Origin of the sequence: Bradyrhizobium sp. LCT2, assembly GCF_009931255.1 — a bacterium.
Classification (GTDB): domain Bacteria; phylum Pseudomonadota; class Alphaproteobacteria; order Rhizobiales; family Xanthobacteraceae; genus Bradyrhizobium; species Bradyrhizobium diazoefficiens.
In genome coordinates this window covers 481,534-494,184 of the sequence record NZ_CP034432.1, presented here as the reverse complement: position 1 = coordinate 494,184, position 12,651 = coordinate 481,534, and the positions used below count along the sequence as shown (strand labels likewise).

The 12,651-nt window shown below is 66.2% G+C and carries 13 protein-coding genes; 7 read left to right on the top strand and 6 right to left on the bottom strand.

From position 1 onward, the window contains the following. Positions 1–8: 8 nt before the first annotated feature. The 3 genes from EI171_RS03145 to EI171_RS03135 all read left to right on the top strand — a co-directional run bounded on the left by EI171_RS03145 (position 9) and on the right by EI171_RS03135 (position 3,907). Positions 9–800 carry an enoyl-CoA hydratase gene (locus EI171_RS03145; RefSeq protein WP_011082975.1) on the top strand — a complete coding sequence of 264 codons (792 nt, stop codon included), beginning with the start codon at positions 9–11 and terminating at the stop codon, positions 798–800. 2 nt (positions 801–802) lie between these two features. Then, positions 803–1,552 (top strand): hypothetical protein, encoded by a 750-nt coding sequence (locus tag EI171_RS03140; RefSeq protein ID WP_161536910.1) that lies wholly within the window; start codon positions 803–805, stop codon positions 1,550–1,552. 240 nt (positions 1,553–1,792) lie between these two features. Next, positions 1,793–3,907, top strand: a complete 2,115-nt coding sequence (locus tag EI171_RS03135) for an acetate--CoA ligase family protein (protein WP_161532576.1) — start codon at positions 1,793–1,795, stop codon at positions 3,905–3,907. Positions 3,908–4,067: 160 nt separating this feature from the next. Here EI171_RS03135 and EI171_RS03130 read toward each other — a convergent pair whose 3' ends face one another. The 3 genes from EI171_RS03130 to EI171_RS03120 are packed head-to-tail and all read right to left on the bottom strand — an operon-like array spanning position 4,068 to position 7,163. Then, positions 4,068–4,880: an enoyl-CoA hydratase/isomerase family protein gene (locus EI171_RS03130; protein ID WP_028175142.1), complete on the bottom strand. Its 813-nt coding sequence runs from the start codon at positions 4,878–4,880 to the stop codon at positions 4,068–4,070. A 41-nt stretch (positions 4,881–4,921) separates the two neighbouring features. Next, the gene (locus tag EI171_RS03125) at positions 4,922–6,082 is read right to left on the bottom strand and encodes an acyl-CoA dehydrogenase family protein (RefSeq protein ID WP_011082971.1); all 1,161 of its coding nucleotides are present in this window, start codon (positions 6,080–6,082) and stop codon (positions 4,922–4,924) included. Positions 6,083–6,098: 16 nt separating this feature from the next. Then, positions 6,099–7,163 (bottom strand): acyl-CoA dehydrogenase family protein, encoded by a 1,065-nt coding sequence (locus EI171_RS03120; RefSeq protein WP_161532575.1) that lies wholly within the window; start codon positions 7,161–7,163, stop codon positions 6,099–6,101. Between the two features lie 260 nt (positions 7,164–7,423). Between EI171_RS03120 and EI171_RS03115 the strand changes: the two genes are divergently transcribed. Then, positions 7,424–8,209 carry an SDR family NAD(P)-dependent oxidoreductase gene (locus EI171_RS03115; protein ID WP_161532574.1) on the top strand — a complete coding sequence of 262 codons (786 nt, stop codon included), beginning with the start codon at positions 7,424–7,426 and terminating at the stop codon, positions 8,207–8,209. Between the two features lie 95 nt (positions 8,210–8,304). On the opposite strand, the gene EI171_RS03110 is transcribed toward EI171_RS03115, so the two are convergent. Both EI171_RS03110 and EI171_RS03105 read right to left on the bottom strand, forming a co-directional pair. Beyond that, entirely contained in the window at positions 8,305–8,577 is a 273-nt protein-coding gene (locus EI171_RS03110; RefSeq protein ID WP_161532573.1) for a GlsB/YeaQ/YmgE family stress response membrane protein, read from the bottom strand. Positions 8,578–8,618: 41 nt separating this feature from the next. Next, positions 8,619–9,212 (bottom strand): YidB family protein, encoded by a 594-nt coding sequence (locus EI171_RS03105; protein ID WP_161532572.1) that lies wholly within the window; start codon positions 9,210–9,212, stop codon positions 8,619–8,621. A 186-nt stretch (positions 9,213–9,398) separates the two neighbouring features. Here EI171_RS03105 and EI171_RS03100 point away from each other — a divergent pair, with 186 nt between their 5' ends. Then, positions 9,399–10,400 carry a 2-dehydropantoate 2-reductase gene (locus tag EI171_RS03100; protein ID WP_011082966.1) on the top strand — a complete coding sequence of 334 codons (1,002 nt, stop codon included), beginning with the start codon at positions 9,399–9,401 and terminating at the stop codon, positions 10,398–10,400. 36 nt (positions 10,401–10,436) lie between these two features. Beyond that, positions 10,437–10,649, top strand: a complete 213-nt coding sequence (locus tag EI171_RS03095) for a hypothetical protein (protein WP_028175138.1) — start codon at positions 10,437–10,439, stop codon at positions 10,647–10,649. Between the two features lie 112 nt (positions 10,650–10,761). On the opposite strand, the gene EI171_RS03090 is transcribed toward EI171_RS03095, so the two are convergent. Continuing rightward, complete coding sequence (locus EI171_RS03090; RefSeq protein WP_161532571.1) at positions 10,762–11,382, bottom strand: hypothetical protein; 621 nt, start codon at positions 11,380–11,382, stop codon at positions 10,762–10,764. Between the two features lie 208 nt (positions 11,383–11,590). On the opposite strand from EI171_RS03090, the gene EI171_RS03085 reads away from it, so the two are divergent. Next, entirely contained in the window at positions 11,591–12,619 is a 1,029-nt protein-coding gene (locus tag EI171_RS03085) for an alpha/beta hydrolase (protein WP_028175136.1), read from the top strand. Positions 12,620–12,651 lie beyond the last annotated feature (32 nt).

Below are 12,651 nucleotides of genomic sequence, written 5' to 3'. Positions count from 1 at the left end.
GACGTCCCATGAGCAACGACATGGTCCTGCAAAAGCTCGAAGGCGGGCTGCTCACCATCACGATGAATCGCCCCGAACGGAAGAACGCGCTCAACCCGGACATGGTGCGCGGGCTGGTCGAGGCGGCGCGGCGCGCGGCTGACGATCCGGAGGTGCGCGCGGTGCTGTTCAAGGGCGCCGGCGGCTCGTTCTGTGTCGGCGGTGACGTCAAGTCGATGGCGGAGGGCCGCGCGCCGCTGCCGTTCGAGCAGAAGCTTGCGAATCTGCGCCGCGGCATGGAGGTCTCGCGCATCCTGCACCAGATGCCGAAACCCGTGGTGGCGCAGCTCGACGGCGCCGCGGCCGGTGCCGGCCTCTCGATGGCGCTGTCCTGCGATCTGCGCATCGCCTCTGAATCCTGTAAGATCACCACCGCCTTCGCCAAGGTCGGCTTCTCCGGCGATTACGGCGGCACCTATTTCCTGACCCAGCTGCTCGGCAGCGCGCGGGCGCGCGAGCTCTATCTGATGTCGCCGGTGCTCACCGCGAAGGAGGCGCAGGCCATCGGCATGGTGACGAAGGTCGTGCCCGACGCCGAGATCGACACTGCCGCCCACGAGCTCGCGCTGTCGCTGGCGCAGGGCCCCTCGATCGCGCTTGGTTTCATCAAGCGCAACATCAACAATGCCGAGCATCTGGCGCTGGAGGACTGCTTCGACGGCGAGGCGATCCATCACACCCGCTGCGGCGACACCGAGGACCACAAGGAGGCCGCAAAGGCCTTCGTCGAGAAGCGCAAGCCGACCTTCAAGGGCGCATGATCATGGCGCCCTATGTGCGCTTGCGACAGATCTGCCTGGTCGCGCCGCAGCTCGCGCCCGTGATCTCCGACATCGCGGAGATCATGGGCCTCGCCGTCTGCTACCGCGACGGCAATGTCGCAAAATACGGCCTGGAGAACGCCCTGCTCCCGGTCGACACGATCCTGCTGGAGGTGGTCGCACCCTTCAAGGACGGCACCACCGCCGGCCGCTTCATCGAGAAGACCGGCGGCCGCGGCGGCTACATGGCGATCTTCTGCTGCAACGATCCGGACGAGCGCGGCTGCAACGCCAACGCGCTCGGCGTGCGTACGGCGAACGTGATCGACCACGCGCCGTATCACGGCGTGCAGCTCCATCCGCGCGACTGCCGCGCGGCCTTCATCGAGTTCAACCACACCAAAGGCAGCGACGACATTCTGGGGCCGTATCCGCCGGCGGGACCGGACTGGCAGAAATTCATCCGCAAGGATGTGACGCAGGCGCTGACAGCGGTGGAGATGCAGAGCCCGGATCCAGCGGGGCTGGCGGAGCACTGGGGCGGGATCATCGGGGTTGCGCCAAGCGATGCCGAGCTGAGGCTGCCCAACGCAACTTTTCGTTTCGTGAAGGGGCGTAGCGAGATCATGAGCGCGCTGGAGTTCCGGGTCGCTGATGTCGCGAGTGTGCTGCACGCGGCGAGGGCGAAAGGCCACGCGGTGGCTGGCAACGAGTTCCTGCTGGGCGGAGTGACGTTCCGGCTCAATGCGTGAGCTCTCGCCTTCGTAGCTCTCAAACCGTCATCCTGAGGTGCGAGCTGTACGGTGCGCAGCGCCGTGCAGGGAGCCTCGAAGGATGAACGGCCACCGGCCGGGCCGCTCATCCTTCGAGGCTCGCCCAGCGGCGCAGTTTGCGCCGCTGATCTCGCGCCTCCAGCGACAACGGCTTCGCCGTTGCGCGGGGATGACGGTTTGAGAGAGTGCACGGCTCCACGAAAAAGGACTCGCCTCCCAATGCCGCATCCGCTCGACAGCTTCTTTTCGCCTGCCAGCATCGCGCTGATCGGCGCCTCGCGCGATCATGAGAAGATTCCCGGGCGGCTGCTCGCGATGCTGCGCAAGAACGAGTATCCCGGAAAGATCTATCCGGTGAACCCGAACTACGCCGAGATCGACGGGCTCGCCTGCTACAAGTCGATCGCGGAGATCGGTGCGCCGATCGATCTCGCCGTCGTCATCATTCCCGCCCGTGCCGTGCTGCCTGCGCTCGAGCAATGCGCCGTCGCCGGCGTCAAGAACGCCGTCATCATCTCCTCCGGCTTTGCGGAGGAGGGCGGCGACAGTGCGGCGATGCAGGATGCGATCGCGGCGCTGGCCAAGCGCACGGGCATGCGGATCTCCGGCCCCAACGCGGAGGGCTTCTTCAGCCAGATGCAGCGCGTGGCGGCGACGTTCAGCCCGGCCGTGGACGTCAAGCCGGGTGTGGTGCCGCTCATCGCCACGCAAAGACGGATCGGCATCGTCGCGCAGAGCGGCGGCATCGGCTTTGCCTATTATCACCGCGCCCGGGCGCTCGGTGTCGCCGTGAGCTACGTCGTCAGCGCCGGCAACGAATCCGATCTCGGCGCCGGCGAATTCCTCGATTACCTGGTGCAGGATTCCTCGACCGACGTGATCCTGCTGTTCATCGAAGGCATCCGCGACGTTGACAAGTTTCTCGCGGCGGCGCGCCGCGCCGCGGAGGTGAAGAAGCCCGTCATCGTCACGAAAGTCGGCCGCTCCGGCGCAGGCCAGCGCGCCGCGGCCTCGCATACCGCGAGCATGGCCGGCTGGTCGGCGGCGTATGACGCGGTGTTCGCGAAATACGGCTTCATCGTCTCCAACGATCTCGACGAGGCGCTGACGATTGCCGCCGTGCTGGCGAGCAACCCGTTGCCGAAGGGCGATCGCGTTGCGGTGGTCACGGTCTCCGGCGGCGCCGGCATCTGGGGCGCGGATGCGGTGGCGCTGCGGGGCTTGCAGGTGCCGGAATTGTCCGAACCGGTCCAGGCGGAGATCAAGACGCTGATGCCGTCCTACGGCACCGCGCGCAATCCGATCGACGTCACCGCGCAGGGCGTCACGTCGGGCGGTCTCCAGAAGAGCGTCGATCTGCTCACGGCCTCGGACGAGGTCGACGCGATCCTGGTCGTGCTGTCGCTGTCGAGCGAGATGCGCAAGCCCTTCAGGGAGGAGGAGCTGACGCCGGTGTTGGCGGCGCAGCACAAGCCGGTGCTGTTCTATTCCTACACGGTGCCGTCCGACTTCGCACGGCGCGAGCTTGCCAAATCCGGCGTCGTCGTGCTCTCCGGCCTGTCCCATGCCGGCGTCGCGATGCGGCAACTCGTGGATTACGCCCGTTTCGAGCTACCGAAGCCCGCGGACGAGGCGCGGTTGCCGTCGCGCGATCTCTCCGCGTATCTGACCTCGCCGGTTCTGTCGGAGGTCGACAGCAAGGCGTTGCTGCGCGCCGCCGGCATCGCGCTGCCGGACGAAGTGCTGGTGAGGGACAAGGCCGGGCTCGATGAAGCGGTCGCCCGCGTCGGCTTCCCGCTGGTGATGAAGATCCAGTCGCCCGACATCGCGCACAAGAGCGAGATCGGCGGCGTGCGCGTCAACATCGCCGCCAAGGGCGAGGTGTTTCTGGCGTTCGAGGCGCTGCTGGGCAATGCGCGCAAGCATCGGCCGGAGGCTGTGATCCAGGGCGTGCTGGTCGGTCCGATGGCGAAGCAGGGTGTCGAGATCATCGTCGGCACGATGACGGACGAGACCTTTGGCCCGATGGTGATGGTGGGTCTCGGTGGGATCACTACCGAGCTGTTCCGTGACGTCGTCTATCGCCCGGCGCCCGTGAGTGCGGAGGAGGCGGGGGCGATGCTCAAGGGTTTGAAGGCGGCGCCGCTCTTGAACGGCTTTCGCGGAGCGGCGAAGGCCGACGTTGCGGCGCTATCGCAATTGATCGCGGACGTCTCCGTGCTCGCCGCGCGGCATGCGAGGGACATCGCGGAGATCGAGCTCAACCCGGTGCTGGTGCACGCCGAAGGGCAGGGCGTGACGATCGTGGACGCGCTGGTGGTGGGGCGCGGCTAAACCCTCTCCCCTTGTGGGAGAGGGTGGCTCGCCGCGGAGCGGCGAGACGGGTGAGGGGTTCTCTCCGCGCACACATCTGCGAGAGAGGCATTTGCGGAGAGATACCCCTCATCCGGCGCTTCGCGCCACCTTCTCCCACAAGGGGAGAAGGAAGAAGAGGTCACCGTCCCCTGAAATTCGCCGCGCGCCGTTCTTCCGTCGCCTTGACGCCTTCCTTGAAATCTTCCGTCGCGCGCAGGCGGGTCTGCTCGGCGAGTTCGTGGTTGGTGGCGGCCATGACGCGGTCGGCGAGGCTGGCGCGCATCGTCGCGCGCGTCGACAGCAAGCCGAGCGGAGAGCACTCGGCGATTTCGCCGGCGAGCTTCAGCGCGGCCGACTTCACCTGGTCCTGCGGCACCAGCTCGTTGGCGAGGCCCCATTTGACCGCTTCTTCGCCGGTGACGCGGCGGCTGGTGTAGAACATCAGCTCGGCGTTGTTCTTGCCGATCAGCTCCGGCAGTGTCACGGTCAGGCCGAAGCCGGGGTGGAAGCCGAGTTTTGTAAAGTTCGCGGAGAAGCGCGCTTCGGGGCAGGTGACGCGGAAGTCCGCGGACACCGCAAGGCCCAGGCCGCCGCCGATCGCCGCGCCCTGCACGGCCGCAACGATCGGCTTCCTGGCGCGGAAGATGCGCACGGCCTGGATGTAGAGATGGCTGATCGGTCCGAGATTGTCGGCCGGATCGCCCTTCTTCTCGGCCGCGCGCGCTTCCTGGGCTTGTCGCGCCGGGTCGCCGAAATTGGCGCCGGCGCAGAACGCCTTGCCCTGGGCCGAGAGCACCGAGGCGCGGATCTCGATGTCGCGGTCGAACTCGTCGAGCGCGTCCGCGATCTGGTTGATCAGCGAGATGTCGAAGAAGTTCAGCGGCGGACGGCGGATCTCGATGGTGCCGACGTGCCCGACCTTCTCGACGCCGATATCTGTATAGGTGCTCATGATGGTCCTCGATTGAATTAGCGCAAGCCAAGTCCGCGCGACTAGCGCAAGCCAAGTCCGCGCGCGATGATGCCGCGGAGCACCTCGGTGGTGCCGCCCTGGATGGTGAGTTTCGGTGCGGTCTTGATGGCGAAGTCGAGCTGCCGCTCCAGCGTCTCGCGGTTGGTCGCGGTCTCCTCGACGAAGGCGGCGAGATCGCGCACGCGATGCGGAAGCTGCTGCTCCCAGACCGTGCCGATGTCCTTGACGATGGAGGCTTCCACCACCGGCTCCTTGCCGGCTTGCAGCATGCCGGCGACGGAGACCGACATGCGCCGCATGGTGTGAAGCTGTGCCACCAGCCGGCCGATGCCTTCGGCGCTGCGCGTGTCCGGATTGGGACCGACCGCGCGGACCAGCTCGGTGAGCACATAGTACGTTTCCAGGAAGCGCTCGGGGCCCGAACGTTCGTAGGCAAGCTCGCTCGTCGCCTGCTTCCAGGCGCCGTCGACCTCGCCGAGCACGTGATCGTCAGGGACGAAGAAGTCGGTGAAGACGACCTCGTTGAACTCGTACTGGCCGGTGATCTGGCCGATCGGGTTCACCTCGATGCCCGGCTGCTTCATCTTGACCAAAAACTGCGTCAGGCCGTGACGGCGGTTCTCCTTGGTCGGCGGCGAGGTCCGGAAGATCGCGATCATGTAGTCGGCGATATGCGCCGACGAGGTCCAGATCTTGGTGCCGTTGATGAGATAGCCGCCGTCGGTCTTGGTCGCGCGGGTCTTCGCCGCGAACAGGTCCGAGCCGGAATTCGGCTCGCTCATGCCGATCGCAAAGCAGATCTCGCCGCGGCAGATGCGCGGCAGGATCTCCATCTTGATGTGTTCAGGGGCGTATTTCAGCAGCACCGGCCCGCTCTGGCGGTCGGCGACGAAGAAGCGCCGCGTCGGCGCATTCGCCACGCGCATCTCCTCGGTCACCACGTAGCGTTCGAGGAACGAGCGCTCCTGGCCGCCATATTTCTTCGGCCAGGTCATGCCCAGCCAGCCCTTGGCGCCGACCCGGCGGGAAAATTCCGGTGCGTCGGTGTCTTCGCGGTTGGGCTTGTGCGGATCGAAAGTGCCGGCGGCGATTTCCTCGGCGAGGAACGCGCGGACTTCCTTGCGCAATTGCTCGCATTTCTCGGGCAGGCGGATCGGATCGAAACGGAGGGCAGCGGTCATGTGTTTCGTCTCCCGATCAACGCGAAGCTACGAGCGGCCACAATTCGTCGGCGCCGCGCTTGGCCACAAGCTTGCCGAGCTCGACGGCCCAGTGGCTTTCCGAACCGAAATCGTCGCGCCAGGCCAGCGCCCGCAGCGAATAGCGGTGCAGGATGTGCTCCATGGTGAAGCCGATCGCGCCATGGACCTGGTGCGCGATGGCGCCGCCTTTTTCGGCGGCTTCCGCGCAACGGATCTTTGCCGAGGCGGCCTCCAGGTAGACCTCGTCGTTGAACGACTTTGCGCTTGCAATGGCATCGGCCGCGGAGGTTGCGGCCGCGAGCGCTGCGGCGGATTCGCCGGCAAGCCGCGCGAGATTGTGCTGCACCGCCTGGAATTTCGAGATCTTCTTCTCGAAGGCGACGCGCTCGTTGGAGTAGCGCACGGAGATGTCGAGTATCGCTTCCAGCGCGCCCGCGATCTGGAGGCTGCGCGCGACGCCGCCCATCAGCATCAGGGCGGTCTGGTCAAAGCCCTTCGGCGCCGGCTTGATGGTGATTGGCTGGGCCTTGTCGAGCGTGACGGTGTCGCTGTGGTCGTAGCCGACATTAAGGCCGGATTCGATCCGGCCCTTGCTGGCATCGACCAGTGCGATCACGGCGCCGTCCTTGCCATGCGCCAGCACGGCAAAATGTTTCGCGGCCTTGGCAAAGGGCACGCCGCGGGCTCGGCCGGAGAGCGCGCCGTCGGCATCGAGCGTGACGCGATCCTTCGGGCTCGCCGGGACGACCGTCATCTCGCCTTCGGGCGAGGCGATCCTGGCCTGCGCGAGCAGCCAGCCCGCCAACATGGTCTCGGCGAGGGGAACCGCGACCGCGAAGCGGCCGGCCGCGTTGAGCAGCGCAAAACCGTCGGCAAGGCTTGCGCCGGAGCCGCCGAGATCGTCCGGCACCCAGGACAGCGGCAGTCCGGCCTCGCTCAGCGCCTGCCATAGCGGCGCCTGCCAGGAATCCTTCTTGTCGTTGTTGATGGTCTGCGGGTCGGCGAGATCGGCGAAGATTTTTTCCGCGGTCTCGACGACGATATTGTCACTCTCCGCCACAGCGTTCCCCGTGCTTTGCCATTGGCGCGTCCCGCCAAGTCAAGCCGGCGCGCGGTCTCTTCTTGCGCCCGATGATCTGAAAAAGCCATGGCCCTGACAAGCGTTGATCGCAAGCCCATCTGCGGCACCGGCATGGGCGCGAGAACCGATCTGGACTAATTCCGCTTAGCGGAGTTTGCTCGATTTGCAGGGTGCGGCAAACTCGCTAAACAGGGCCAGCGACCCAAGGCTTGCATCAGATACAGGGGAAGGAAATCCGGATGGCCAAAGACAGCTTATGCGCAATCGTGACGGGGTCCGCATCCGGACTTGGCGCAGCGACCGCGGAAATTCTCGCACGGAGCGGGGCGCGGCTCGTCATCAACTATTCGTCGAGCCAGAAGGAAGCCGAGGCCACGGCAGAGCTCTGCCGCAACGCGGGCGCTGCGGAAGTCCTGGTCGCCCAGGGCGACGTTTCCAAGGATGAGGATTGCCGCAAGATCGTTGCGGCAGCCAGCGGCTGGGGCTGGCTCGACGTGCTCGTCAACAATGCCGGCACCACCAAGCATGTCGCCCATGCCGATCTCGACGGATTGTCGGCGGAAGATTTCCAGCGCCTTTACGGCGTCAACACCATCGGCCCGTTCCAGATGGTGCGCGCGGCGCGCAGCCTGCTGGAAGCCGGCGCGAAGGCGTCGGGGCGCCCGTCGGCGGTGGTCAACGTGTCGTCGGTCGCCGGCATCAGCGGCGTCGGCTCGTCGATCGCCTATGCCGCGAGCAAGGGCGCGCTGAACACGATGACGCTGTCGCTGTCGCGGGCGCTGGCGCCGCTGATCCGCGTCAACACGGTATGCCCCGGCTATATCGACACGCCCTGGTTCACCAAGGGCCGCGGCGAGGCCGGCGCAAAGCAGGTGCGCGACAGCGTGGTGGCGAAGGTGCCGCTGAAGGTCGCGTCAACTGCCGACGACATCGCGCAGCTCGTCTGCTTCCTGGCGATGCCGGCCTCCAGCAACATGACCGGCGAGGTCGTGCGCATGGACGCGGGCATGCATTTGATTGCGTGACTCTACACGACGTCATTCCGGGGCGATGCGTTAGCATCGAACCCGGAATCTCGAGATTCCGGGTTCGCGCGTTGCGCGCCCCGGCATGACGGTGGCTACCCCTTGATCACGCCGCTCGCCACCAGCCGGTGCCATATGAACAGCACCACCACCGCGCCGATCGTGGCCATGATGAAGCCGGCGCCCTGGTCCGCGCCGTAATGCCCGATCGCCTGGCCGACGAACGTCGCCAGAAACGCACCGGCGATGCCGAGGATGGTGGTGAGGATGAAGCCGCTCGGATTGTTCGGCCCCGGCGCGAGCCAGCGCGCGATGAGACCGGCGATGAAGCCGACGACGATGATCCACAACAGGCCGCCCATGCTCATGACAATGCTCCCCTTCCCGAGAACGCGCAGATCAATCTTGACTAAATTCTGCCCGAGAGTTCGTTCTCGGTCGGCAGCCGTCCATCCGGCGTCAGGTGGTCAATCACCTGCGGCAGATATTGGCTGAGGCCGGAGAGCAGCTCCTCGCGCGACAGGCCGCTCTGGGCGGACAGGCTCTCGATCTGGTCCGCGCCGAGTGCGCTGGCGAGATCGCCGGGCGCGATCGGCTTGTTCTGGCCCTTGCCGACCCACGAATTCGCGGTCTCACCGTGGCCGCCCTGCTGGAGCTGATTGAGGAGATCGCCGAGCCCGCCGCTCAGCACGGTGCCGGCCGCGCCGCCCGCGAGCAGACCGCCGAGGCCGCCTTTGAGCAGATCGCCGAGACCGCCGCCGCTCCCTCCGGGAAGCGTGGCGTTGCCCGTATTGACAGGCGTCGGAGGCGGCAGCGGTGAGCGCTGCTGCGGGGCGGGCGCGTCGCCCGGCTGGCCTGCCGTCAGATGCTTGAATGCCTTCCAGGCGAGCAGGCCGAGCAGCGCCATGGTCATCGGCGACATGCCGCCGGAGGATGGTTGCTCGCCCGTGCGCGATCCGTGCGGGCCGTTCTGCATGCCGTTGAGGACGTCGAGTAGACCCATGGTGCTCTCCTTTGGCGTTCTCGTTCGGCGAGTTTGCCGTTCCCGTTCGGCGAGCGCTCGCCGCTGACAAGCCCCCCGGGGCGAAAACATATGGGGCTCTCATGACCGTTACAAGGCGGATGCGCCGTAGCCGCGAGGCCCCCGGCTCTGCTATCGAAGGCCGGTCATTCAGGGAGTTGAGGTCAGGTGGTTGCGGATCGACCGATCGTGGTGGCCGGCGCGGGCGCCATCGGCTGTTTCGTCGGCGGCATGCTGGCGGCTGCCGGCCGTCGCGTCGCGCTGCTGGTGCGGCCGCGGGTGAAGACCGAGATCGAGCGGTTCGGCCTGCGGCTGACCGATTTCGACGGCTCCGAGAAGAAGCTCGGGGCCGGACAGCTCGCGCTGTCGGAGGATCCCGCGATCTTCCATAGTGCCGGCATCGTGCTGGTGACCGTGAAGAGCGCCGACACCGCCGATGTCGCGGACCAGATCGCGCAGCACGCGCCGCAGGACGCTGTCATCGTCTCGCTTCAGAACGGCGTCGGCAATGTCGCGGTGCTGCGCGAGCGCCTCGGCGGCCGGCGCGTGCTCGCCGGCATGGTGCCGTTCAACGTGATCGCGATGGGCGAGGGGCGCTTCCACCGCTCGACCTCCGGCGACATCCATGTCGGAGAGGACGCCGAGAACACGGCCGCGGCGCTCTCGGTGCCCGGTCTGTCGATGCGCGCGAGCCGCGACATCACCGGCGTGCAATGGGGCAAGCTGATCATCAACCTGAACAACGCGCTCAGCGCATTGTCGGACATGCCGCTCGCCGCGCAACTGGCAAGCCGCAACTGGCGAAAACTGTTCGCCGAACAGATGGCAGAGGGGTTGGCTGCGATGAAGGCCGCCGGCATCAATCCGGTCTCCGCGACGCCGATCCCGCTGAACTGGACGCCGACATTGCTGAGGTTGCCCGACATGATCTTCAACGCGATCCTGGGGCGGACCATGAAGATCGATCCCGAGGCGCGCTCTTCGATGTGGCAGGACCTGAAGCAGGGCCGCAAGACCGAGATCGACTATCTCCAGGGCGCGGTCATCGCGCTTGCCGAGCAGAGCAATGTCAATGTGCCGCTGATGCGCCGCATTGTTGCGCTGATCAAGGAAGCTGAAGTCGCCGGCAACGGCCCTCCCGGGCTGACGCCGCAGCAGATTCGCGGGTAGCGCCTGAGTGCATGCCGCGCGACCGGAGGAGCAACGATGAGGCGTTTCTTGATGATCGGATTCGCACTGGCCGTGCTCTGCGGCGCGTCCACGTTTGCGGAAGCCCGGCCGCCGACGGTCATGAACTCTCCCGGTTATGACAGGCGATTGCAGGAGAGCAGGTCGCAGTTGGGCAGTTCACCGGCGACAGCGCCGGCGGATGCGCCGGTGGTCAAACCGAAGCGCAGCAAGAAGAAGCAGCCGAACTGAGGATGTAGGGTGGGCAAAGCGAAGCGTGCCCACCATCTTCCTTCTTGCCGGAATGGTGGGCACGGGGCGCGAAGCGCGCGCCTTGGCCCACCCTACGGTCAGTGCGAGAAGCTCACCCCTTCTTCGCCGGCTTGCTCGGCGTCGGGCTGAACAGCTTCTTCAGATCGTTCAGGCTTTCTGACAGCCGCGGCCATTCGCAGGAGAACGAGCCCTTGGTGCAGGGCGCGCCCTTTGGTCTCGGGCCCACGGCCTGCTGCACCTTCGGCCGCTCGACCGGAACAGGCACGCGCTCGACGTCGGTCCGCAGCGCGACCTGCTGGAGCTGCTGCACCTGTTGTTCCTGCTGCTCGCGCTGCTGACGCGCGGTGGCCTGGGCCGCTTCATTGCTGCGGCGCTGACTGGCGAGATAGGCGGTGTAGGCTTCGTCGATCTTCTTCTGCTCTTCCGGCGTCGGGTTGGGACCTGCGATATCGAAGGTGCGGTCCTGGAGGAAGTCGTAATAGGAGTAGCCGCCGCCCGGCTTGCGGCGTCCGGCGAACTTGGCGTTGCAATCCGCAAGCGCCGCCGTTTTCTCGGCCTTGGTCGTGGCCTTCTCGGCGGCATCAGCGCATTCCTCGAAGTCGACAGGCGCGCGCTTCCACCATTGCGCCTGGGCATGCGCGTGCGTCAGCAGAAAAAATCCTGCTGCAGCAACGAGAAGCGCCGCACGACGCGATGCAAACACGGACCACATTCTACGAGAGCATTCCTTGCAAAACTCAACCCGAACTGAGTCGGGCCAATTTTTGCCTCTTTATCGCCGGCTTGTCACCCATGGAACTCGGGAATTTCATGACTGCAATGCTGACATTTTTTGCTTGACGTGGCGCGGGAGTCACAGCCGTACGGCACGTCATGCGCTTAGAGTTCTATCCATTCGGAGGCGAAGGGGAATGTTCGTCATGAGAGCGCTGGCCTGTCTTGCCGCACTCGTCCTGGTGCTGATCTGCGGCCATGCCTTTGCAGCGGACGAAGATGCGCCCAACCGCAAGCCGGTGAAGGCGATTGGCGATGCACGGCTCTCGGTCGGCGGCCGGGGAACGCTGCGGCTCTACCTCTCCCGCGACTGGTCGATGCCCCAGCCCGCGATCTCGCGCGCCGTCATCGTGCTGCACGGACGCCTGCGCAACGCCGACGAATATTACATATCGGCCAACAACGCGCAGGCCGCGGCGGGCGACGACGGCAAGGCCGCACTGATGATCGTGCCGCAGTTTCTCGCCGAGATCGATATCGAAGCGCACAAGCTGACGGAGGACACGCTGCGCTGGTCGCTGGAGGGATGGGAGGGCGGCGATGCTGCGCTTGCGCCCAATCCGGTCTCCTCGTTCGAGGCGCTCGATGCGATCCTCGCAAGACTCGCCGACCGGCGCGTCTTCCCGAACCTGAAGCAGGTCGTGGTTGCCGGCCATTCCGGCGGCGGACAGGTCGTGCAACGCTATGCCATCGCCGGCAAGGGCGAGACGGCGCTGTCGCGCCAGCACATCGACGTCCGCTATGTCGTCGCCAACCCCTCGTCCTATGCCTATTTCAGCGCCGACCGGCCGGTGCCCGCAATTGCCGCGTCCTGTCCGGGCTACAACAACTGGAAATACGGCATGGGCGACCGGCCGCCCTATCTCGCCGACGCGACGCCGGCGGCGCTCGAGCAGCGCTATGTCGAGCGCGAGGTGATCTATCTGCTTGGCACGCTCGACACCAACCCGAAGCATTCCGCGCTGGACAAGAGCTGCATGGCGGAGGCGCAGGGGCCTTATCGTTACGCCCGCGGCCACGCTTACGTGGACGCGATGGCCAAGCGCGATCACGGTACGCCAAACCACCGGGTCTGGGACGTTCCCGGCGTCGGTCATGACGGCGACAAGATGCTGACCTCGAAATGCGGGCTCGCGGCCCTGTTCGATATTCCGGGCTGCGGCGCCGAGCGCTGACGCCGCTGCCTTGAAGCTCCGGCTCTGGCTGT